Origin of the sequence: Sphingobacterium spiritivorum (assembly GCF_016725325.1) — a bacterium.
Taxonomy (GTDB): Bacteria; Bacteroidota; Bacteroidia; order Sphingobacteriales; family Sphingobacteriaceae; genus Sphingobacterium.
In genome coordinates this window covers 1,566,019-1,590,378 of sequence record NZ_CP068083.1, presented here as the reverse complement: position 1 = coordinate 1,590,378, position 24,360 = coordinate 1,566,019, and the positions used below count along the sequence as shown (strand labels likewise).

Sequence of the window (24,360 nt, the reverse complement as noted above, 5' to 3'; positions counted from 1 at the left end):
TCTTATAAATCATTTAGTGTAAAAGTAAGATATTTATATGAGTGAAGCCAAAATAATACATAGTCGTAAAACATAATAGCATACGTAGTTGTTTTATCACGGATTGTTAATTAAATAAAGATCATTATAAATTTAAAGGATGAAGCCAGTTTGGAAATGGGTAATCGGGGTCGTTGCATTTCTTATCATTGTGGTAGTAAGTGCCAGTTGGTATCTAAGTATACATTGGAAACCAATTGTGGAGGATCAGTTAAAGGAAGCAATTAAAGATGCCAGCGATAGTCTTTATACCTTAAAATATGATGATCTGGACATCAATCCAGGGCTGGGAAACGTGGTGGTCAAGAATGTGGAACTTATTCCGGATTCCAATGTCTATAAACAAATGGACGAGCGCAAAGAAGCTCCGAATAACAGGGTTCATATCAAAGTTTCCAAACTTAAAATAGTGAGCTTCAATCTTATTGATATTTTAAAGAAAAAGAAGCTTAAGATCGAATCTATCGAATTCGAAAGTCCTAAAATTCATTTGATGAATGAATATCATGCCTACAATGATACTGTTTCCACTAAACCACAAAAGACGCTGTATGAAAGTGTTAAAAAGTTTTTAAATACCATTCAGATCGGAGGTATAAAAGTTGAGGACATTTCCTTTAAATATACCCAGCTTGATAAAGGCAGGTCATCACATATGGAGATTGAAAAGGTCAATCTGCGGGTGAGAGATGTGCTGATTGATTCAACATCAATCTCAGATTCTCTTCGCTTCTACCATACAAAAATGATCGAACTGGAGGTGCCGAAATTCGAATACCCTCTGCCTAATGGACTATATAAGGTCGGATTTGAAAAATTAAAAATCAATACAGAAGAGCAGAACATTTTACTGACTAAGGTTTCTTATTTACCACAGTTAAAGAAGGATGCTTTCTATAAGAAAAAAGGTTCGGGAGGTTCTATTGCTTCACTTCGGTTTGATACTGTTCGTTTTGAAAATCTGGATTTCAAAAATCTGATGCGGAATAAGCAACTGACAGCCAGACGTGCTCAGATCAGAAACGGATCGGTAGTGATCTCATCAGATAAGCGCTATCATAGTCCTTCTGAAAACAAGATTGGGCAGTCTCCGCACCAGAAGCTGCTTCAATTAAAAGGATTGCTTCGGTTAGATACAGTGCTGGTTGAAAATGTGGATGTAACTTATTCAGAATTTAGTAATAAATATCTGAAAGAAGGCTCTATTTCCTTTGATCATACCCGGGGTTACCTGACGAATGTAACCAATGACTCTGTAGCTCTGAAGAAAGATAAGTGGATGAGGGCTAATCTGAGCAGTAATATAATGGGTTCCGGATTATTAAAAGTTGAATTTGGATTCGATATGCTGAGCAAGCAGGGCGAACACACGTATAAAGGTTCAGTGGGAGCGATGAATGCTACAGCATTCAACAGGATTTTGCGGCCACTGTTAAATGTAGAGATTGCATCGGGAAATATCAAAAGAATCAATTTTGATTATAAAGCTAATGATTACCGCAATTGGGGGACCTTCAAATTCGATTACAATCATTTAAAAATTAATATCCTGAATGAACAGGGCAAGGGCGAAGAGAAGGTGTCTAAGCGTGCTATTTCTTTTTTGGTCAATAGTTTTATACTGAATGACAGTAATCCTGATGCAAATGAAATCTACCATGTAGGAAATGTTAATTACAAGCGGGTTCCTCAATATCCTTTTTTCAAAACGTTATGGCAAAGTTTGCTTGCAGGGATCAAACAATGTGTCGGTATGACTCCAGAGCGGGAGGCAAAGCTTATGGGTAAAGCCGAAACTGCAACGGAAACAATCAGTAAGACCAAGAAATTCTTCAATTCTATCTTCAAAAAGAAGGATAAGAAAGAAGAAGATAAAAAGGAAAAGAAATAAACGGAAAGAGGTGGCTATCTTTGTTACCTTACAGTTGCAGCAGATAAGAGGATGTTAGGTTTCTTAAAGTTTATTTTTAAATACAAAAACAAGATAATAGACATTTGCATGTTCTATGTGAGCATGATCTGTGCATTTGCTGTTATTTTGCATGTAGGATATATAACAGATCCTAAGATTGCGAAGGTATTCGAAGTTGTTATACACGGAATGTTCTTTGGGTTGTTCCTTTTAGAAGGGTTTCGTACGTTATCGTCGATATATGTTCAAAAAAGAGTCGGGGTATCTAATATTTCGGGCCTCGTAATCATTGGTTATTTTTGTTTTATCACCCTTGCCAGGCTCTCGGGCCTCGAATCGCTTTCCTTTTTTAATAAAGAAGAGTGGATATATCTTGGAATCTATCTGATATTTTTATCTGCATTATCAAAAAACAGTCTGTTTTTTGATAATTTCTACTTTAATCCTACGATTCTTTTTGTCATCAGTTTTTTAGTGCTGATCCTGATCGGCACCTTGATTCTGATGTTACCCCGCACTACTTTAGTCGCTCCTTTGACATTTATAGATGCCTTATTTATGGCGACGAGCGCTGTATGTATTACTGGCCTTTCTGTAACGGATATCTCTTCAAATTTTTCGATGTTCGGACAGACTGTGATTCTGGTTCTTATCCAGATCGGAGGACTGGGTATCATGACATTTACAGGTTTTTTCGGGTACTTCTTTTCCGGTGGATTTTCTTTTAAAAATCAACTTATGTTTGGAGAAATACTGGAAGAGAATAAACTTAATTCAGTAATAAGCACTTTGCTAACCATTATTTTCATTACTCTGCTATTTGAACTTATAGGTGCTGTTTCCATTTATTTTACGCTGGATCCAACCCTGTTTAATTCTATTGGTGATCAGGTTTTCTTCTCTATTTTTCATGCTGTCTCTTCGTTTTGTAATGCCGGGTTTTCTATCCTTCCGGATGGAATACAACATGCAGATTACCGGTATAACTACAACTTTCAGTTAGCGCTCGCTATGATATTTGTTTTCGGAGGACTGGGTTTTGGAACGGTTTACAATTTCTATACCTATGCCAAGACAAAGATTCAGGCCCTGTTTTGTAAGCTGATTTTAAAACGCAGTTATGTTCACAGGCCGTGGCCCTTCAGCTTCAATTCTAAATTTATACTGATCTGTAACCTTATCCTTGTCGTGTTAGCAACCAGTTCATATTTTCTGTTTGAATACAACAATACGCTCCAGCAGGATGAGATCTGGTATGGAAAAATAGTATCAGCTTTTTTTATGACCAATGCTTCCCGCTCTGCCGGTTTCAATAGTGTAAATCTTAATTTTCTGAGTGGTCCTACTGTAATTATGGTGACCTCTTTAATGTGGATCGGGGCCTCTCCGGGATCTACCGGCGGGGGTGTGAAAGTGACAACCGTAGCTATTGCGTTATTGAATATTTTATCTCTGGCAAGAGGTAAGGATTCTATAGATATTTTCAAAAGAAGGATCATTCCCGAATCTGTTAATAAAGCATTTGCTATTATATTGCTTTCAGGAGTTACGATTGGAATTTCTTTTGTCCTGCTCAATCTTTCCGATCCCGGCAAAGGAATGAAAGAACTTCTTTTTGAAACGGTATCCGCTTATACGACCTGCGGGCTCTCTTTGGGTGTCACTCCCTCCCTGAGTCCTTCAAGTAAGATTATCATTATCTTTACGATGTTTGTAGGACGTGTAGGTACGTTAACGCTGCTTGTTGCATTTATCAAAAATATGCGGAATAGAAATTATGTCTATCCGAGTGAAAAAATATTATTCTAATTTATCAGCATGAAATATATCGTATTAGGATTAGGACATTTTGGGAAATCGTTAGCGATACACCTCACCGAATTGGGACATGAGGTAATCGGTGCCGATAAAAATCTTACGATTGTAGAACAACTGAAGGATCGGGTGACTCATACGGTATGTATGGATACTACAGATCGTGATTCCGTGAGCGCTCTGCCACTAAGAGATAGTCATGCTGTTATTGTGGCCATTGGTGAAGACGAGGGCGCTTCGATGCTTACTACGGCCTTATTAAAGCAGCTTCACGTGAAACGTATCATTGGCCGCGTAGTATCTGATTTGCAGAAGACTGTTATGGAAGCAATGGAGATTGACGAATACATCATGCCGGAGGAAGAGGCTGCGGAAAGGCTGGCGATGCGTCTGGATAATATTGACATCGTAGATTCCTTCAAGATCTCGGATAAATACAGTATTGTAGAGACTAAAGTACCTGCAAAATATATTGGGATGACCTTGGAGCAGGCAAATCTGACTAATAGTTACGGGGTGATCGTACTCACGACTGTCAATCAGCGGGATGTACTGGAAAAAGGTAAAAATGTGAAGATAAAAGAGGCAACAGGGATTGCAAAATCTGATACCATGCTCCGGGAAGAGGATTTGCTTGTCTTATTCGGCGAACTTTCGAATATTAAAAAACTGATTCAAAAGGGCGAATAGCTTACAACTTCCAGGAATGTAATGCCAGGAAAAGGATTTCATGTTTTAAAACACTGAAATCCTTTTTTGTTATTCTGACGAATTTTAAAATGATTTGTATATTTTTGGAGCTTAATCATTACATACAACCTATTTAGAGTACATGAAAAATTGGTTTAAGGAAAATGCAGTACACTTTGCGATTGTCGGAATCTTTATCGTTATGGTGTTTTTTTATTTTACACCTATATGGCAGGGTAAGACTTTGGCACAACATGATGTGCTGCAGGCAGAGGCAAGTCAGAAAGAATTATTTGATTATAAAGCCAAGGACGGACATGCGCCCAACTGGACAAATTCTATGTTTGGAGGTATGCCTACCTATCAGATCTGGGCAGAGCATAGCAGCAATGTCGGCACCTATATATCCAGAGGTTTAAAAACAGTTTTTCCGACGCCGATAGATGTTGTATTGCTGTACCTTTTAGGGGCGTATTTTTTGTTCTGTGTCCTAAAGGTAAGACCGTGGCTAGCTGCGGTAGGTGCAATAGCTGTCGCATTTACATCCTATAATTTTATTTATATAGAAGCCGGACACGTGAATAAGGCTTATGCTATTGCCTATATGGCACCTATTATCGGGTCTGTTATTCTGTGCTATCGGGGCAAATTTCTCTTAGGTGGAGCTATTCTGGCTTTATCGATGGCTTTAGAAATCCGTGTCAATCATATTCAGGTTACCTATTACCTGTTTATTGCTTTGTTAGTACTGGTCGGTATTGAACTGTACCATGCTATCAAAGAAAAGAGAATCAAGGGATTCGTACAGGCGACTGGCGTTCAGTTAACAGCTGTTATTCTTGCTGTGCTGGTCAACGCATCTGTATTGTATCCTACTTACGAATACAGTAAATATTCTACCCGTGGTAAGGCCAATATCATCAAAGTCGATGAGGCAAATGAACAAAAAGGGCTGGATAAACAGTATGCATACGACTGGAGTCAGGGTGTGGGGGAGACCATTACATTTTTGATCCCTAATGCTTACGGAGGTCGCTCGCAAGGAGTTCTGGATGAAAATTCACATGTTGCCAAACTTTATGAATCGAAAGGGGCTTCTGCAATGCAGGCTGCACAAATCGCAAAACAGATGCCATCCTACTGGGGTGAAAAACAATTCACTGCAGGTCCCTGGTATTTCGGAGCAAGTATATTATTTCTGTTTGTCCTGGGACTATTCATAGTTAGAGGGCGCATTAAGTGGTGGATCCTGGGAGCTACGGCACTTATTATCTTCCTTTCATTTGGCCGTCATCTTCCTTTTATTTCGGATTTGTTTTTTGACTACTTCCCGATGTATAATAAGTTCAGAGCTGTAGAATCCATATTGGTCATTGCGGCATTGCTGATCCCTATATTGGCGATATTATGTATCAATGAGTTGATTAACCGTTCTTCTGAAATCAAAAATCTGGATAAGAAAGTACTTTACACTTTTATAGGTGTAGGAGGTTTGTGTCTTTTGATTGCGTTAGTTCCGGATATGTTTCTGAGCCTTCGTAACTCTAAGCATCAGGATCTTGTGGAAGTATTTACGCAGCAGATCGGAGATCGTACGGTTGCAAATGAAACTGTGACAGCATTGGTGAAGGACCGTGCTTCGCTTGCAAGTAAAGATGCCTGGCGTTCATTGTTTATTGTTGCATTGACATTTGGTCTGATCTGGTTTTACCTGAAAAAGAAATTAAATTATACTGTATTAGTTGTTGCTTTGGGAGTGATCTTCCTTGCAGATCTGTGGTCTGTGGATAAACGCTACCTGAATGATGATTCATTTGCAAACCCTTCTTCCTCCCGGATTCCAGAGCGTGAGGTTGATCAGCTGATCCGCCTGGATCAGGATCCAAGTTATCGTGTGCTGGATCTTACAACAAATGCGTTCTCAGATGCTACAGCATCTTACTTCCATAAAAATCTTGGAGGATACCATGCTGCCAAAATGATGCGCTTTCAGGAGATCCTTGAACATCAGTTTAACGGAGCTTTAAATGAAGATGTACTGGACATGTTCAATGTTCGCTACCTGATTACAGCAGATCCTTCAAACGGGTCTCAGAAAGTAGTAAGGAGAAGTTCTGCTCCGGGTAATGCCTGGTTTGTAGATAAAGTGACGTTTGTGAAAGACAATGCACAAGAGATGCAGGCTATAGGCAGTTTTGATCCAAAGAAAGAAGCTTTTGTTAATCAGGAATTCAAGGATAAGATTGATGCCGGGCGCTTAGGTTTGCCTGTCAATTCCTCTATTACACTGACATCTTATCATCCGGATACGTTGAAATATGAATATACAGCACCAAATGATGCATTCGCTGTATTTTCTGAAGTATTCTATGATAAGGGATGGAAAGCATATATCGACGGTAAAGAAACACAGATTATTCGTGCAGACTATATTTTGAGAGCATTGCAGGTGCCTGGAGGAAACCATAAGATTGAATTTATCTTTGCTCCGGAATCTGTCAAAACTACGAATCTTCTTTCTGGAATAGCGTCAGTTATTCTGGTGCTTGGGTTAGCTGGTGCGGTCTGGTATGGCGTACGTCAAGACAAGAAAAAAGGTCCGGAACCGGAAAAACCGAAACGGACCAATTAAGTTTCTCTTAAATAATATTTAAAAACCTTTAGAATAATTTGAGCTGCGGATCGGTTATTCTGAAGGTTTTTCTGTGATGTGGTGTTAGGCCGTATGCAAGGACGGCGTTTCTGTGTTTGACAGTGGGATAACCCTTATTCTGTAGCCAGTCATAGGCCGGAAAATCACAGGCTATGCTTTCCATATATTCGTCGCGGTAGGTCTTTGCCAGTATGGATGCCGCTGCAATAGAAAGATACTTCCCATCCCCTTTGATAATACAGGTATGTGAAACTTCCGGATAAGGGATAAAGCGATTTCCGTCTACTATAATGTATTCAGCCTTCACTCTTAGCTGATCTAATGCACGATGCATGGCCAGATAGGATGCATTGTGAATATTGATTTTGTCAATTTCTTCAGCGGAAACACTGGCTACGGCAAAGGCAAGAGCTTCCTGCTCAATAATGGGGCGCAATGCCATCCGTTTTTTCTCACTTAGTTTTTTGGAATCATTAAGTAGATCATGATGATAGTCTTTTGGAAAAATAACAGCGGCGGCAAAGACAGGTCCCGCAAGACAGCCTCTTCCAGCTTCATCACAGCCGGCTTCTATACGTTCTATCTGAAATGTGGATAATAGCATGGTATTCAATTAAACTTCAAAAGTAATATTTCTTAAGCCGGGATGAAAATGTAACTTCTCTGTGATTAACCTGCTTTTACAGTAATTAACACTTCTTATCAGTTCTTTTGTAACGAAAACGAATGGTGAACAAACCTTTGGCAATTCTTTATGTCCAATCCCTTGTTCATCACGATTACCGGTTTATGAAGAAAATTCTCATCATATGTATATGTTTCCTGATTTCAATGTCCGGCTATGGGCAGAAGAAATCAAAACAACCTGTTGTTACTCTTCCTGCAATTGATAATGTAGTGATAGACGCACAATTAAAGGAATGGTCAGGAAAGCTTATTTCTGTTGGTCAGGATTCTTCCTGGAGCTATTCTGTTGCCCGAAACGGAGACTATCTGTATGCGGCAGTGAAAATTAAAGATAAAGAATTGCAGAAAGATGTAGTGCGTTGGGGTATAACGTTGGGAGTACATGGCAATGTAAAGAAAAAGGATGGGGCAGAATTGATATATCCGGTTGCTGACCGTGAAGATGTACGGGAGCTTGCACAATCTGATGATTATAAAGGTCAGGATATCAGACAGGTGTTGCTTAATACAGTACGGGGATATCAGATTTCTGGCTTTCAGTCATTAGTGAATGGAAATCTTTCTTTCTCAAATAATTATGGAATTCAGGCGCAAATACGGATCGACGAACACGATAATCTGTGCTATGAGGCTGTTTTGCCGGTTTCAAGACTACCCATAGATAAGGATAAAGGTCCTGTCGGAATTCAGTTACAGTTAAATACGATGTGGTCAGCTATGGCCAGATCGGCCAAGGCTAACAAGGGAAGGGCCGTTGCCGGCGGAAGAACATACGCTACACCGCAAATGCCTAAAAATCAAAGTAAAGTACAAACAGAGGTGTGGATATTGACCATACTGGAACAGAATTAATAATTATATACATATGAAAATACTTCAAAAGTATGCTGCTTTTTTTATCGTCTTCTGTATAGCGGCTACCAGTGCATTAGCGCAAACGGGTAAAAGCGTACAGGGTTTTCTGCGGGACAGCAAATCCCGTGTGGTGGCAGGAGCATCAGTCACTCTGATTTCAGATAAAGATTCGGTGGGTACCAGCTCATCAATGAGTGGTATGTATTCTTTCAGTAATGTAAAGGGAGAAAAGTTTAAAATCAAAGTAAGTAGTATAGGTTATGAAACTTTCGAGAAAGAATTTGCCTTCCAAGCGGGACAGAACAGTCTGTCCATTCCGAGTTTTGAGCTGATGCCTACCAGTACGATGCTGGAGGAAGTAGTAGTCGACGGTGTTCCGACAGTGGTGGTGAAAAGTGATACACTGGAATATACTACACGCGATCTGAAATTACGGGACGGAGCACTGGTAGAAGATGCCTTAAAAAAACTGGAAGGTGTAGAAGTTGACAAAAATGGAACAGTGACAGCACAGGGAGAGCAGATAAAGCGTATCCGTATCAATGGCAAAGACTTTTTTGGAGGAGATGTGAAGACTGCAACACAAAATCTGCCTGCAGATATTATTGAGAAGATTCAGATTATTGATGATTATGGAGATGTGGCGAATCTGACAGGTAATAAAACAGGAGATGCCGAAAAGATTTTGAATATACAGATCGACCCTGCAAAAAATAAAGGATATACGACGACATTAAGACTTGGCTACGGTACTGAAGACCGGTATCAGGCGACAGGTATGATCCTGGCTATGAAAGAGGGTATGCAAATCTCAGCCTTAGGAAACCTGAATAACATCAATGCGCCACTATTTGATTTTAATACACAAGGTGGTGGAGCAAGAAGACGTCAGGGAGGCGGTGGTGGCCGGGGAGGCGGTGGTATGTTTGGTGGTGCCAATGGAATTACCAATACCGGATCATTTGGACTGAACTACAGACAGGATTATAATGATAAGGTAACTGTATATGGTAGCTATAGCTATGGTCACGATGATAATGATGTTATTTCATCCAGCCTTAACAAATTTTTATACCCCGATTCTACATTAGACAAGAATACCGAGTCCACTACAAATACAATAGGTAATACCCATAGATTTGAAGCAAACCTGGAGTGGAAACCTTCTCCAAAGGATTTTATTAAAATCTCCCCTCAGCTTGGCTATGGAAAAACAACAACGGATACTTACAGTCACAATGAAAATCTCTTAAACGGAGTGCTGTATAATACTGAGACCAACAACTCGTACAGTTCTTCGAGGAGTCCGAATGTGGGCATCAGTGCTTTGTATAACAGACGTCTGAATGACAAGGGTAGAAATGTTTTTTTCAATATGAACATCAATTCTTCGGGAACCAAACAAGATCAGGATCGTATTATTGAGACCTTAGTGGGCGATCCCAACAACAGCACTATTACGATGGATAGTATTTATAGGAGAACGCTGGCTGAGCTTGACAATAAAAGCTGGAACGGAGGTGCAAGTGTATCCTATATAGAACCATTGAGTCAGTTTGGCAAATTGGAAGTTTCGTATGACTACAATGTCAATACCTATGACAATAACCGCAATCAGAAAGCTTACAATCTTGACGGGTCAGTTCTGGATGACGATGACTTTAATTTTGAGCGGATGTATGATTATTCCTTTAGTACACATCGTGTAGGAGCCAACTACAGCTATAATAATGATAAAATTAAATATGCTATCGGTGCTTCGGTACAGCCTTCCATATTAGATGGTGATGCTATAGTGGACGGGAACAAAATCAATATTCACCGCAATGGGTTTAATTTTGTACCAATTGCCAGATTTGAGTATAAATTCAATAGGCAGAAGAATTTGCAGATTAATTATTCCGGAAATTCCAATGAGCCATCTATCACACAGATACAGCCATTTACAGATAATTCTAATCCAACAAACGTTGTAACAGGTAATCCGGATCTGGCTGCTGAATTCAGACACAATCTGAGATTCCGGTTTAATTCATCTGATTTTCAAAAAGGAAAAACGTTCTTTGTGATGCTGAACGGAACATTGACTCAGGATAAAATCGTATCCAACAATTTCAGAAGAACTGATCCGGGATTGGGTATAATACAGGAAGTTAATTATCTGAATGAGGACGGAGCATTTAGTTTGAATGGTTTCTATCATTACGGACGATCATTCAAAAGCAAGACTTATAGTATAAACTTTATGGGAGGATTGACCTATAACAATAATCCATCTTACACAGACGGACAGTTGAATCTTGCAAAAAACTGGGCGCTGAACCAAGGAGTGATGTTTAGATATAACCCTTCCGAAAATCTGGAAATAAATCCGGGTTTCAGGTACTCGTGGAATCATACTAACAATACGCTTAATAATACTACAGTCGTAATGCAGTCTTATGCACCGACTTTGATCGGATCTGTTAATATTTCGCCATCGGTTATTTTTGGAGCAGATCTGTCCAAAACATTCTATCAGGGAAATGCCTATAATGAAAACCCATTTGTTATAAATACATATGTGGAGAAAAAATTTATGAAGCAAAACAGAGGTACGCTGCGTTTACAGGCATTTGACCTGCTGAATGAGCAGACGAATATTTCAAGAACGTTTTCAGATATTCAGATCTCTGACAGCCGGACCAACAGACTCGGTCGTTACTTCATGCTGATGTTTACCTACAAGTTCTCCAAGTTTGCAGGAGGTGTAGGTCCACAGGAAGAGAATAGATTTCCAGGAGGAGGACGTCCACCCAGAATGTAATTTTATACCTTTGAAATCGACAAACGGTTGTAGTTCTGAAAGACTGCAGCCGTTTTTGTTTTATAATTATGTAGTTTTGCACAGTTCCGTACATCGTAGGTATTGGAATACGAAGTATATTGAACACCCATAATATTTTTAGATGACTACAATGGAATATGAGATTATTCGATTATCGAATGGCATTAGGATAGTTTTATATCCCCAGCAAACTCCGATCACACATACCTGTCTTCTTATCAATGCCGGATCCCGTGATGAAGAAAACGGGAAATTCGGTGTAGCACACTTTATAGAGCATCTGCTCTTTAAGCAGACAGAACGAAGAAATACAAATCAGATTTTAAACAGATTGGAGACTGTAGGTGGAGACTTAAATGCATATACAACGAAAGAGTATACCTGTATTCACGCCTCTATTTTAAATCCGTATCTGGACCGGGCGCTCGACCTGTTTGAAGACATCATATTTCACTCCACTTTTCCTGATCTCGAGATGGAAAAGGAAAAAAGCGTAATTGTAGATGAAATGGCATCCTATCTGGATAGCCCGGAAGATGCAATTATTGATGATTTTGAAGATATTTTATTTGCAGATTCCGGCCTGGGACATAATATTCTCGGAATAGAAGATCAGTTGGTCGGTTTGCAAAAAAATGATATCCTTCGTTTTATGAAGGGAAATTATAATACCAATGATATTGTTATTGGTATTACGGGAGATTATAAAAAAACACAGATAGAAAAACTGGCCAACCGTATTTTCGGGCAGATCGAGAAATCTGTTATTCAGAGAGACAGAGCCCGCGTTACGGTGCATACTCCGCAACATATTCGGATGGAGAAGCCCATAAATCAGGTGCACTATATGTTAGGTACCCAAGCCTATGGTATAGGGGATGAACGAAAAACCGGGTTATTGTTATTGAATAATATGTTGGGAGGATTAGGCATGAGTTCTATCCTGAATTTATCTATTCGTGAAAAGTACGGTATCGCTTATACGATTGAGTCAAATTATTCTATGTTTTCGGATACAGGAATTTTTTCCATTTATCTGGGAACGGATGAGGAGAAGGTAAAAAAAGCGGTGTCACTTGTTTTCAAAGAATTGAATAAGCTGAAAGTGCACGGTCTTACAGCTACGCAACTGCAAAAAGCAAAGAATAAATTTAAAGGACAGATTGCGCTGGCAGAGGAAAACAGAATGAGTATGATTATTGCTGTGGCAAAAAATATCATGGATTATGACCGGGTAATAACGCTGGAAGAAGTTTTTCAAAAAATTGATGAGGTGTCAACAGATGGTGCCAAAGAAATATTAGAAGACATCTTTGATACGGATAAGATGACATCTCTAAGTTTTGTGCCTTCGGAAGAGGATTAGGGATATTTAAGTATATTTGTTCCATTAACAATCAAGATAAAATATGAAAACAGCTTACGTGTTTCCGGGTCAGGGCGCTCAATTTGTAGGAATGGGCCAGGATTTGTATAATTTGAATGATGAAACAAAGGCTCTGTTCGAACAGGCTAATGATATTTTAGGATTTCGTATCACCGACATTATGTTCAATGGTACGGATGAAGAGTTGAAACAGACCAAAGTAACACAGCCTGCTATTTTCCTGCATTCTGTAATCCTTGCAAAAGCTTTAGGTGAAAATTTCAAACCGGATATGGTTGCAGGACACTCATTAGGTGAATTTTCAGCATTGGTCGCTGCAGGTGCACTGACTTTTGAAGACGGATTGCAACTGGTAGCAAAACGTGCTAATGCAATGCAAAAAGCTACTGAAATCGAGCCGTCAGCAATGGCTGCTATTTTAGGACTGGAAGATAATATTGTAGAAGAAACATGTGCGCAAGTAGAAGAGACAGTTGTAGCAGCAAACTTTAACTGTCCCGGTCAGGTCGTAATCTCCGGTACAGTTGCAGGAGTGGATAAGGCCTGTGAATTGTTATTAGCGGCTGGTGCAAAGCGTGCTTTGAAACTCAATGTCGGAGGAGCATTTCATTCTCCTTTGATGGAGCCGGCACGTGTAGAACTTCAGGCAGCTATAGAAGCGGTTGATATCAAAAGTCCGGTTTGTCCGATCTATCAGAATGTAGATGCAAATCCGCAGACTGACCCCGCTGTAATTAAAGAAAATCTTATTGCACAATTGACAGGAGCTGTTCGCTGGACACAGACGGTACAACATATCCTAAGTGACGGAGCAGAAGCATTTGTCGAAGTAGGACCAGGCAATGTGTTGCAAGGATTGGTGAAGAAAGTAGATCGTCAGATCCCGACTTCAGCAGCCACAGTATAATAGATATAACATAAAATAGAAAAGTCCCATTCAACTGAATGGGACTTTTCTATTTATTGCGGAATATCGTATAATGATCTTTTATAATAATATCAATAAACTCTTCCGGATTTCTATCCCGTTGAATGCCTAATATCTGTTCAAGCCTGGCGGATAAAGCCCAGATAATATTATAGTCTTTGCGCTTAAATCCCTTATTATAAACATCCTTTATTGTATTGGCATCCTGATCGCTTAATTTGATGACCTGTGGATAGGTAATAGCTCTTTCTGCGGTTATTTCTGCAAACAAAGTATGGCTGAGCTGGGTATTTGTCTGTGTACTGATCACCGTGGTATCTGCTGCCAGATCTCCGATACGCTGTCCTTTTTTTGACAATATGATACTGCTCATGCCTAACGCCCCCATACAAAGGAAAATGTCAACAATGGAACATACCCAACGGATAAAATACTGATAAGCAGTTGCCCTTGTGCCATCAATTTTGACAACTTTGATTTTCATTATCTTTTTTCCGAGTGTCTGCCCGGAAAGAACGGTTTCCATAACAAAGGGATAGAAGAAGGCAGGAAGCATAAACAAACTGTAGAGCCCCATTGTCGTCCATGAATCTGATAAAAAACCTGCTCCGGAATACTTTAAAATAAGAACGGCAAGAATAACATAAGCTATAACAATAAGCTGATCAATCCCAAAGGCAATAATCCGGGCACCTAAGGTGGCTAAATTATATTCAAATTTTACGTTTTGAGGGGTGTTTATTAAGAGCTTATTCATATATTTGAGTAAATGCGTTGATTATTTTAATTATGCGAGAACCTTCATTCATAGACCGAAATAAAGAAAAATGGGCAACTATTGAAAGCAATTTAGCAAATAAAGCTGATATTGATCCGGATGAATTAGCCTCAAATTATATCGAACTTACGAATGATTTGGCATATGCGCAAACTTTTTACCCTCAAAGTAAGACAAAGCAATATCTCAACGAATTGTCCCTTATAGCTCATCAGAAGATTTATAAAGATCAACGGGCATCTAATAACCAGTTTCTACATTTTGTAAATTATGAAATCCCAGAGGCGATCTGGAAAATAAGAAGACAACTGCTCTATTCTCTCTTGATTTTCTGTCTTGCTGTAGGCATCGGCTTTCTTTCTGCTCATTACGATGAACAGTTTGTCCGGCTGATATTAGGAGACGGGTATGTAGACTTTACAACAGAAAAAATAAAAGAAGGAGATCCTGCCGCTATCTACGATGAAGGAGGTATGTTCGGATCTGCATTAGCGATTACCATTAATAATGTGAGAGTAGCATTTTATGCCTTTATTTTTGGGATATTCTATAGCATTGGGTCCGGTTATATCCTGTTCTCAAACGGAATTATGCTGGGCGCATTTCATTATATGTTTTTCAAGTACGGAGTGATGCAAGAGGCTATGTCCGCTATTTGGATCCATGGAACAATCGAGATTTCAGTAATTATCATTGCCGGAGGCTGCGGTCTCACATTAGGAAACAGTATGCTGTTCCCAAAATCATATACACGGCTGGAATCATTTAAACGAGGAGCCAAGCTGGCGAGCAAGGTGCTCATCAGTACCGTTCCGTTTTTTATTATTGCAGGTACATTAGAAGGATTTGTGACCCGTTTTTATCAGTCATCTTTAGCGATGTGCCTGGCTATTATTTTTGCGTCCTTATTTGCGATTGTATATTTTTATATTTGGAGACCTTATCAATTAGCCAGAAAATTTGAATGGAGTTAAACTTTGAGTTCAAAAAGGAACGTAAATTAGGGGAATTTGTGCAAGATTTTGTGGATTTGCTAAAGATCGTTATCCGGCATTTCTGTGCAACGCTTTTTCGGCTGGCGGTTATACCTCTTGCCATTCTGTTGCTACTGGTCTTTTATCTGACGACTAAAGTAGATTTTAATGCAGACTTCAGTGCCGGAGATATGATGCAGATATGGGGTCTCTTTATCGGTATAGTCTGTGTCCTTTTGTTGCTTTCTACTCTGTTTTTTGGCATAGCTATAGAATACTTTATTCTGTTGAAAAATCAGAATAATCTGGATTTCGGATCAACGGAAGTATGGAACAATTTTAAATCAAACTTTGGCAAGTATTTTAGGTTTTTCGGTGCATCTATTCTGGTGATGTTAATCATGATCATCCCGTTTTTCTTTGTCCTGATTATTGCTTCTTTTATTCCTTTTGTCGGTAACATCGTGGCCGGGGTCCTGATGTCCCTGATTGGAGTGTGGCTGTTCTGCGCTTTTATGCTGTATAGAGAAGGCTACTATTCTCTTGGCAGCTGTTTTAATGAGGCCTATCATTTACTGAAGAAAAAAGTATATGATTATGGTGTATCCTCTTATATTGTCAGCGCCATTTTTCAGGTTATGCTTATGATGATGACATTGATCCCTGCATTGATCCTGGGATTGATTGCTTATAATACAGTTGGGTTCAACGATAATTTTTTTGATACCTTTTCCGGAAAACTGATTGTTTCGCTGGGTGGAACTATTTTCTCACTGGTAACGATAACCAGCTATATGTTCTCTGTACTCATTTCCGGATTGATATATGAATCCGCTAAAGAATTACGGTTCGGAGAGAATATTTATGAAACAATAAACAATATTGGAAAGGAGGCAAATGGCCACTAATTTTCGTACCATTATTCTTTCTATTTTCTTTATTACACTATGTTATTTCGGTTATGCTCAGGAACAGGACACGCTCTATACAGATCCTGATACAGCTGTTTACGATGAACCGATAGATGCAACAGATGAACTTATTACCAAGAAGAAACAACATCCTTATTGGGAAGAAGGATACTATAATAAGGTACCGAGAACCCATGATATCCCGGCTGTAGATTCCGCAGAATTCAATAAAATGTTCAAAAAATATCAGAGTGAAGAATTTCTTTACAATGAAAAGGTACTTGATAACATAAATTTTTTGAAGCGCTTAAAAAACAGGATTAATGACCTGCTATCCTCTATTTTGCCGGATTTCTATTTTCAAAATCCGGAATGGATGTACAAACTTATAGGTGCCGTTTTCGTAGTTCTTCTGGTGTATGTTCTTTACAGATTAATATTTACAGGAAAAAAACTCTACACTGTACAGGAAAAGGAAGACGACGAAAATGCGAATGTGGCATTTGTCGAACGGAATCTTCTTCAGGTAGATGTGCATACATTTGTGGAGCAGGCACTAAAAGAAGAGAATTATTCCCTGGCTATTCGTTATCTCAATCTTCTGAATATTCAGACGCTGGCAAAAAAAGAATTGGTAAAGTGGAATTATACCAAAACCAATATTGAACTGATGAATGAAATGGACAACACAGAACTGAGAAAAGAGTTTGAAGCTTGTTCCAATGTCTTTAATTATGTGTGGTTCGGTAATTTTCCGGTAACGAAGGAGAACTATGAACAGTACGCTACACTATTCCGTGAATTTCAAACTAAATGGTCATGAAAAATACGGGTAAGTTTGGAATTATAGTATTGCTGATCGCGCTGGTATTGATTGCAATAATAGATGCAACCAGTCGCAAGCCTATAGACTGGAGAAAATCTTTTGATCAGCGGGACAAGATACCCTACGGATTATATGTGTTGCATCAGGAGTTGGGAAATATCTTAGGAAATGACCGCAAAATCGAAAACACAAAAAAGTCAGTTTATGAAACTTTAGAAGAGGATTCATTGCACGCAAAAAATACTGCTTTTGTGTTTATAGGTGACTATATAGACATTATGGGAGCCACTGCAACAGAGAAATTGCTGCAATTTGCAAAAGAAGGAGGAGAAGTTTTCATATCGACAAACTATTACTCCAGCAATCTTTTAGATACGCTTAATCTTTCTTCAGCCTATCTGGATGTGAATAAATTTTCGGGATTTTCGTTATTAGGCGATATAAACTACTCACTTGTCAACGGTCGCAAGAGAATAAAGTACGATAAGATAGAACAGACATCAATATTTGATCTTATCGATAGCACTAATATTTCCATTGCCGGTAATGCGTATGCAGGCAAGCATGCTGTCCCTAATTTTGTGGAGGTATCCTGGGGCAAAGGCAAGCTCTATTTGCATCATACTCCGGAAATGTTTACCAATTATTACATGCTGCAACATCAAAAATATGATTATGCAGCTTCGGCATTGAAATTAATAAAAGCTAAGCATATCATCTGGTGTGACAACTATTACAGGGAAGGGCAGCCAAGTACACCTCTGCGTATGATTCTTTCCTACGAAGGACTTCGTGAAGCATGGTATTTGTTATTGTTTGGTCTTCTGCTATTTCTGTTGTTCCGAAGCAAACGTGAACAACGTGCAGTAGAGGTGGTGACTCCTGAGCCAAATCTGTCTAAAGAATTTGCCAAAACAATAGGGACGCTTTATTATGAAAATGGTGAGCCGGGAAATATGATAGACAAGAAAATAGATTATTTCCTTTTCGATATCAGAAATCATTTTCATCTGGACACGCTCCAGTTGAGGGATGAAAAATTTCTCAACAATCTGTCTCTGAAAGCAGGAATTTCACTTGCCGAAACGGAAGAATTAATGAATTTGATAACGCGGTACAGGAATAGAAAAGACCTGTCTACACACGATCTCAAGTTTATAAACAATAAAATAGAAGAATTCAAGACTAAATCTAATATGATATGAACGAATTAGAGAAATATATGCCCAACTTTGAAAGCCGTCTCGATCTGACAGAGCTGCAGGATAAGATGGAATCGGTGAAAAGGGAAGTAAAAAAAGTAATTGTAGGTCAGGATCAGGTTATCAATATGCTATTGATGTCTATTCTGTCATCCGGACATTCCCTGATTGAAGGGTTGCCCGGAGTCGCCAAGACGCTGACTGCAAAGTTGATCGCTAAAACTATTAACAGTACTTTTCGTCGTATCCAGTTTACGCCCGATCTGATGCCTTCAGATGTTACGGGTTCATCTATTCTGGATCTGAAGTCTAATGAATTTGAGTTTAGAAGAGGCCCCATTTTTGGAAATATCATTCTCATCGATGAGATCAACCGTGCCCCTGCAAAGACCCAGGCATCTCTTTTTGAGTGTATGTCCGAGCGTCAGGTGACAGTAGATGGAAATACCTATCCAATGGATTCCCCTTTTATTGTTTTGGCGACTCAGAATCCGATAGAGCACGAAGGAACGTATCGCTTGCCGGAGGCGCAGTTGGATCGCTTCCTGTTCAAGATCGTCGTTAACTATCCCGAATTCAGTCAGGAGCTAACCATATTAAAAGAACACCATGCACAGAAGGCTGGTAACAAAGAAGCGTTGGTTCAGCAGGTCGTTTCAGGTGAGGAGATTGTGTTGTTTCAATCACAGGTCAAGCTGGTCTTTGCACATGAAGATGTCCTGAACTATATAGCGCAGATTATTGTACAGACCCGGACTAATCCGAATCTGACTTTAGGAGCTTCGCCGAGAGCTTCAATTGCAATTCTGGAGGCTTCAAAAGCATCTGCAGCACTTCTTGGGCGAGATTTTATCACGCCGGATGATGTCAAGTACGTTGCTCCTGCTATTCTCGGACACCGGGTGACACTCACGCCTGAAAAGGAAATGGAAGGATTCACCACCGAATTTATTATCAAACAAATTGTAGACGGTGTAGAGATTCCAAGATGATCAGGCGTATAAGAAGACTTTATTTCACTAATCAGTTTTTCTATTCCTTATTAGGAATGGCTCTTTTGTTTACTGTTTCCTTTTTTGTGAAGGGAATGTTTCTGGTAGTAGGTATTGTCTTCTGGCTACTGTTGATCTGTTGGGTTTGGGATCTTATGTTTTTGCATTTTGGTAAGAATAGAGTGGAGATTGAGCGACATTACCCTGAAAAATTATCCAACGGAGATGACAATCATTTTGAGCTTGCTTTTATAAGTCACTATCCGAAGAAGGTAAAAGCCAGAGTTCTGGAAGAATTTCCAATGCAGTTACAGATTCGTGAAAAGGAATTTGAAATAGAACTGTCGTCTTTAATTCCGAAACATGTGGAGTACGAGTTGAGACCAACCAAAAGAGGTATATATGAATTCGGCAGATGTCATGTTCTGGTTCGGAATCTGGGTTTCTTCGAACGGAAATTTCTTTTGGAAGAACCTTTAAAAATACCATGTTATCCCTCCTTTATTCAGTTGCGAAAATATCAGCTTATGGCAACAACAGACAGACTGAAAGAGATGGGAATCAAGCGAATCCGCAAAATCGGCTCAACTCTGGAATTTGATCATGTGCGGGAATATGTGAGAGGAGATGAATACCGCTTTATGAACTGGAAAGCTTCTGCCAAACATAAAAAGCTGATGGTCAATCAGTATCAGGAAGAGAAATCTCAGCCCATATATTCCTTTATTGATACCGGCCGTGCCATGCGCATGCCGTTTAACGAGATGACCTTGCTGGATTATTCGATCAATTCAGTACTTGTTTTGTCCAATGCTGCAATACTGAAGCAAGACAGAGCCGGAATGCTGACGTTCTCAAACGGGATTGCAAATCATATTCCTGCGGAGAAGAGAAACAATCAGATGCAGAAAGTGTCAGAGGCACTATATAGTATTACAACGCTATTTGAAGAGTCTGAATTTGGAAAACTATATGCATTTGCGAATAAGCATATTAATAAGAGATCTCTGATTTTTGTGTATACTAATTTTGAGACAATGGATAGCCTAAACAGGCAGATGCCCTATCTCAAAATGATCAATAAGACCCATATCGTTGTAGTCGTTGTATTTAAGAATACCGAATTGATACAGATGGCAAAGGAGAACACGCATTATACAATAGATATATATAATCAGATTATAGCGGAGAAATTTGTTTACGAAAAGAGTCTTATTATTCAGGAACTGAATCGTCAGGGGATCCAGACGATTTATACCGCACCGGAACAATTGACAATCAATTCAATAAACAAATATCTGGAAATAAAAGCCCGTGGATTAATCTAACTGCGTATCATGGACGAGTACTTTTGTCCAGTTACTGCTGAAATCCTCTATTGCCTTCAGGTGAATAGGATGAGTCTCATACGTATTGATGTATTCCATCTTTTCAAATACAACAATCAGATTGTATGTCCAGCTATTGTCTACGACAGGTCGTTTACTTGTTTCGGCAGGACGGCCATAGCGTAGACTTTTAATATTAGGCACTTTCCTCAAGGCTTCGAAAAACTTAGTAAAATCTTTAATCTGCTGGGCTGTCAGTTCTTCTTTTAGCCAAAAATATACCGAGTGCATGATCTGTCCGTTTTCTACAACCGCAAACGAGGATTTTGACTGTGCAAAAGCGGATACAGCTAATGCTGAAGTTCCGATAGTTGCAGCTGAAGATTGGAGAAATTTTCTTCTTTTCATAGTATGTTTGTCTTGATCGTTTTAAATATAGTAATAATTATAGACGGATAAAACAGAAAGGGCTTATCACATCCTGATAAGCCCTTTCAAATTTTTATAAGGTCAAAGCCTGTTAGATATTAAATGCAGCTTTGATCTGATCTACAAAATCTAATTTTTCCCAGGTAAACAGATCTACTTCTACCGTTTTTTGTTCACCATTGCTGTTTTCAAAAGTTTTGGTTACAGATCTTGGGGTACGTCCCATGTGGCCATAGGCAGCAGTTTCTGAATAGATCGGGTTTCTTAATCCCAGGCGGGTTTCGATTCCGTAAGGAGTCATATCAAATAACTCCGATATCTTTTGTGCAATCTGTCCGTCTGTTAAGTTTACTTTGCTGGTGCCGTAAGTATTTACATATACACCCATCGGATCTTTAACACCGATAGCATAAGATACCTGTACTAATATTTCCTCTGCAACTCCGGCTGCTACCAGATTTTTTGCAATGTGACGTGTTGCATAAGCCGCAGAACGGTCTACTTTTGAAGGGTCTTTTCCTGAGAAAGCCCCGCCGCCGTGAGCACCCTTGCCCCCGTATGTATCCACAATGATTTTACGTCCTGTCAATCCTGTATCACCGTGAGGACCTCCGATCACAAATTTTCCGGTCGGATTAATGTGAAATTTGATCTTATCATCAAATAAGGATTGCAATTCTGGTTTTAGCTGAGCTTTTACACGAGGAATCAGGATTGCTTTAATATCTTCCGTAATCTTATTCAACATTGTTGATTCTTCATCAAAATCATCATGTTGTGTAGAGATTACAATCGTATCAATGCGTACAGGCTTGTGATTGCTGTCATATTCTAAAGTCACCTGAGACTTGGCATCCGGCCGCAGATACGTGATTTCTTTATTCTCTCTACGCAAATCTGCCAGTTCGTAAAGCAGACGGTGCGAAAGATCAAGTGCTAAAGGCATGTAATTGTCGGTTTCATTGGTCGCATAACCAAACATGATTCCCTGATCACCGGCGCCTTGTTCTTGTTTTGTTTTACGGTCTACACCTTGATTGATATCGGCAGACTGTTCATGGATAGCAGATAATATACCACAGGAATTGGCTTCAAACATATAAGCTGATTTGGTATAGCCAATCTTTTCAATGACTGAACGTGCAATCTTCTGTACGTCCAGATATATCTTGGATTTTACCTCACCGGCAAGTACAACCTGACCTGTAGTGACTAAAGTTTCGATTGCTACACGTGCATCCTGATCCCACGCAAGGAAATTATCTATTAATGCATCTGAAATTTGATCGGCAACTTTGTCAGGATGTCCTTCCGAAACCGATTCTGAAGTAAATAAATAAGCCATAAGTATTGCTAATTAATGTAGACAGGCTCGCTGATAAGAAGGTAGAAACACAGGGAAGTGGAAAAACACGAAATGAAATAGTTTTAGCACTTTTTTACTGTGGTTGCAATCTCCTGCTACAGAGCTTCTGCCCGTAACGCAAATCAGTCCACAAATTGTTCGGCAAAGCTACAACTCTTTGACGAAATATAAAATTCAATTTTATACTCTACAATTAAAAATGAAAATTCAATGATATTAAAATTAACATTCATTATGTATACGGGCTTTTGTCTATCTTTATCCGGAAAAAATACAAGTAAAGACCTTTATGGCCGAGAGAAAGCGAATATTATTTGTCGTCAACCCTATTTCGGGAGGAAAACGAAAGACTGCGTTCAATAAGCAGGTTCTTGAGGTATTAGATCTTCAGAAATTTAATCCTACTTTTCAACAAACTAACCATCCCAATCATGCGTATGAACTTGGAAAACTGGCAATTGAAGAAAAGTACGATGCCGTTGTAGCTGTTGGCGGAGACGGGACCATCAACGAATTGGGCTCTGCATTGGTGGGCTCGGATATTCCTTTGGGGATTATTCCCGAAGGTTCGGGAAATGGGCTGGCCTTATATCTGGGTATTCCGATGAATGAAGCTGCTGCACTGCGTAGGCTAAACCGATTTGAGGCTGTAGAAGTAGATTCCGGTCTGATCAATGACCGTAATTTTTTCAATATAGCAGGTATTGGATTTGATGCATCCGTGAGTGACCGCTTTGCCAATGAAAATATAAGAGGTCCTATAGGGTATCTCAAATCAGCTATTAATGTACTCAGTAATTATAAGCCCTGCATGTATAAACTGACCATTGACGGGGTGCAGTATGAGCGGGAGGCCTTCATGATCAGTGTCGCTAATTCTCCACAGTATGGAAATAATGCGTATATCGCTCCTCAGGCATCTGTTAACGACGGTGTGCTGGATGTTTGTATTGTGCACAAGTTTCCACTTTATACCTTGCCTATGATGGTGTTTCACCTGTTTAATAAATCTGCAGATCAGTCCGAGTATGTAGAAATCATTCCGGGGAAAGAAATCACTATTGAACGTGAAAAGGATGGCGCAGCGCATGTAGATGGGGAGCCGTTTGAGTTAGGCAAAAAACTGGATATACGAATCTTACCAAAATCACTTCGGATAATTTGTTAACTTAGTTCTATGAATAAGCATAAAAAACAACGTTTTGAAGGAATTGTATATTCCACTTCTGACGATTTTGATTATCAGGAGAGCGATATTACAGAAGAAGCAGAGACACTTCCAGCCAATAAGCAGTTGCTGAAGGTAATGCTTGACCGCAAAATGAGAAAGGGAAAAGTTGTTACAATTGTAACCGGTTTCATAGGTTCGGATGCCGACCTGGAAATCCTAGCAAAAAAATTGAAGCAAAAATGTGGAGTTGGCGGGACATCTAAAAATGGTGAAATTATGATTCAAGGTGATTTTAAACAAAAAATAGTTGACTTGTTGAACCAGGACAGCTATAAAGTCAAAGTCGTTGGCGGATAGTTGTTTACACATCATTTATAACCTGAACCTTAACTTTTTGTAACAGAACTGATGCAATAACTCTCATAATTTGACGTTTAAAAAACACTTAGTTACAAGAGTATTCATGTGAGTAATCACTTACTTATTTTTAACACTTAATGATTTATTAATTTGCATATCAAAAAAAAAATGGTTTTCATTGTAAAAAATTACAGCATTAAGCATGATTTTGACAAGATAAGAATGACGGG

Annotated in this window: 20 protein-coding genes; 16 read left to right on the top strand and 4 right to left on the bottom strand. The window is 39.2% G+C overall.

Going from position 1 to position 24,360, the window contains the following annotated elements:
* Window positions 1-139 precede the first annotated feature (139 nt).
* The 4 genes from I6J02_RS06445 to I6J02_RS06430 all read left to right on the top strand — a co-directional run bounded on the left by I6J02_RS06445 (window position 140) and on the right by I6J02_RS06430 (window position 7,088).
* Window positions 140-1,930, top strand: coding sequence for a hypothetical protein (locus tag I6J02_RS06445; RefSeq protein ID WP_201680954.1), 1,791 nt, complete (start codon window positions 140-142; stop codon window positions 1,928-1,930).
* Between the two features lie 123 nt (window positions 1,931-2,053).
* Entirely contained in the window at window positions 2,054-3,760 is a 1,707-nt protein-coding gene (locus I6J02_RS06440) for a TrkH family potassium uptake protein (RefSeq protein WP_236582326.1), read from the top strand.
* A gap of 9 nt (window positions 3,761-3,769) precedes the next feature.
* Complete coding sequence (locus I6J02_RS06435; protein WP_003000278.1) at window positions 3,770-4,456, top strand: potassium channel family protein; 687 nt, start codon at window positions 3,770-3,772, stop codon at window positions 4,454-4,456.
* Between the two features lie 142 nt (window positions 4,457-4,598).
* A complete protein-coding gene (locus tag I6J02_RS06430; RefSeq protein WP_201680952.1) occupies window positions 4,599-7,088 on the top strand; it encodes a YfhO family protein in 2,490 nt (829 codons plus the stop codon).
* 28 nt (window positions 7,089-7,116) lie between these two features.
* Here I6J02_RS06430 and I6J02_RS06425 read toward each other — a convergent pair whose 3' ends face one another.
* The gene (locus tag I6J02_RS06425; protein ID WP_201680951.1) at window positions 7,117-7,713 is read right to left on the bottom strand and encodes a ribonuclease HII; all 597 of its coding nucleotides are present in this window, start codon (window positions 7,711-7,713) and stop codon (window positions 7,117-7,119) included.
* 185 nt (window positions 7,714-7,898) lie between these two features.
* Here I6J02_RS06425 and I6J02_RS06420 point away from each other — a divergent pair, with 185 nt between their 5' ends.
* From I6J02_RS06420 to fabD, 4 genes are all read left to right on the top strand, one after another.
* Window positions 7,899-8,648 (top strand): hypothetical protein, encoded by a 750-nt coding sequence (locus I6J02_RS06420; RefSeq protein WP_201680950.1) that lies wholly within the window; start codon window positions 7,899-7,901, stop codon window positions 8,646-8,648.
* Window positions 8,649-8,661: 13 nt separating this feature from the next.
* Window positions 8,662-11,457, top strand: coding sequence for an outer membrane beta-barrel protein (locus I6J02_RS06415; protein ID WP_201680949.1), 2,796 nt, complete (start codon window positions 8,662-8,664; stop codon window positions 11,455-11,457).
* 142 nt (window positions 11,458-11,599) lie between these two features.
* Window positions 11,600-12,844: a M16 family metallopeptidase gene (locus tag I6J02_RS06410; protein WP_201680948.1), complete on the top strand. Its 1,245-nt coding sequence runs from the start codon at window positions 11,600-11,602 to the stop codon at window positions 12,842-12,844.
* 43 nt (window positions 12,845-12,887) lie between these two features.
* A complete protein-coding gene (gene fabD, locus I6J02_RS06405) occupies window positions 12,888-13,772 on the top strand; it encodes an ACP S-malonyltransferase (RefSeq protein WP_201680947.1) in 885 nt (294 codons plus the stop codon).
* A 49-nt stretch (window positions 13,773-13,821) separates the two neighbouring features.
* Here the strand turns inward: fabD and I6J02_RS06400 are convergent, their stop codons facing one another.
* Complete coding sequence (locus I6J02_RS06400; RefSeq protein ID WP_201680946.1) at window positions 13,822-14,550, bottom strand: RDD family protein; 729 nt, start codon at window positions 14,548-14,550, stop codon at window positions 13,822-13,824.
* A gap of 32 nt (window positions 14,551-14,582) precedes the next feature.
* Here I6J02_RS06400 and I6J02_RS06395 point away from each other — a divergent pair, with 32 nt between their 5' ends.
* The 6 genes from I6J02_RS06395 to I6J02_RS06370 are packed head-to-tail and all read left to right on the top strand — an operon-like array spanning window position 14,583 to window position 20,804.
* The gene (locus I6J02_RS06395; protein WP_201680945.1) at window positions 14,583-15,545 is read left to right on the top strand and encodes a stage II sporulation protein M; all 963 of its coding nucleotides are present in this window, start codon (window positions 14,583-14,585) and stop codon (window positions 15,543-15,545) included.
* Window positions 15,536-16,453: an ABC transporter permease gene (locus tag I6J02_RS06390; RefSeq protein ID WP_201680944.1), complete on the top strand. Its 918-nt coding sequence runs from the start codon at window positions 15,536-15,538 to the stop codon at window positions 16,451-16,453. The genes I6J02_RS06395 and I6J02_RS06390 overlap by 10 nt, the downstream gene beginning before the upstream one ends.
* Window positions 16,443-17,279 carry a hypothetical protein gene (locus I6J02_RS06385; protein ID WP_201680943.1) on the top strand — a complete coding sequence of 279 codons (837 nt, stop codon included), beginning with the start codon at window positions 16,443-16,445 and terminating at the stop codon, window positions 17,277-17,279. The genes I6J02_RS06390 and I6J02_RS06385 overlap by 11 nt, the downstream gene beginning before the upstream one ends.
* Window positions 17,276-18,487: a DUF4350 domain-containing protein gene (locus tag I6J02_RS06380; RefSeq protein ID WP_236582325.1), complete on the top strand. Its 1,212-nt coding sequence runs from the start codon at window positions 17,276-17,278 to the stop codon at window positions 18,485-18,487. The genes I6J02_RS06385 and I6J02_RS06380 overlap by 4 nt, the downstream gene beginning before the upstream one ends.
* The gene (locus I6J02_RS06375; protein WP_236582324.1) at window positions 18,484-19,476 is read left to right on the top strand and encodes an AAA family ATPase; all 993 of its coding nucleotides are present in this window, start codon (window positions 18,484-18,486) and stop codon (window positions 19,474-19,476) included. The genes I6J02_RS06380 and I6J02_RS06375 overlap by 4 nt, the downstream gene beginning before the upstream one ends.
* Window positions 19,473-20,804, top strand: coding sequence for a DUF58 domain-containing protein (locus tag I6J02_RS06370; protein ID WP_236582323.1), 1,332 nt, complete (start codon window positions 19,473-19,475; stop codon window positions 20,802-20,804). The genes I6J02_RS06375 and I6J02_RS06370 overlap by 4 nt, the downstream gene beginning before the upstream one ends.
* Here the strand turns inward: I6J02_RS06370 and I6J02_RS06365 are convergent.
* The gene (locus I6J02_RS06365; protein ID WP_201680941.1) at window positions 20,796-21,212 is read right to left on the bottom strand and encodes a Dabb family protein; all 417 of its coding nucleotides are present in this window, start codon (window positions 21,210-21,212) and stop codon (window positions 20,796-20,798) included. The two genes, I6J02_RS06370 and I6J02_RS06365, sit on opposite strands and share 9 nt — an antisense overlap.
* Before the next feature lie 112 nt (window positions 21,213-21,324).
* A complete protein-coding gene (metK, locus tag I6J02_RS06360; RefSeq protein WP_201680940.1) occupies window positions 21,325-22,578 on the bottom strand; it encodes a methionine adenosyltransferase in 1,254 nt (417 codons plus the stop codon).
* Window positions 22,579-22,888: 310 nt separating this feature from the next.
* Between metK and I6J02_RS06355 the strand changes: the two genes are divergently transcribed.
* The gene (locus tag I6J02_RS06355) at window positions 22,889-23,767 is read left to right on the top strand and encodes a diacylglycerol/lipid kinase family protein (protein WP_201680939.1); all 879 of its coding nucleotides are present in this window, start codon (window positions 22,889-22,891) and stop codon (window positions 23,765-23,767) included.
* Window positions 23,768-23,776: 9 nt separating this feature from the next.
* Window positions 23,777-24,127 (top strand): translation initiation factor, encoded by a 351-nt coding sequence (locus I6J02_RS06350; RefSeq protein WP_201680938.1) that lies wholly within the window; start codon window positions 23,777-23,779, stop codon window positions 24,125-24,127.
* Window positions 24,128-24,360: the final 233 nt, after the last annotated feature.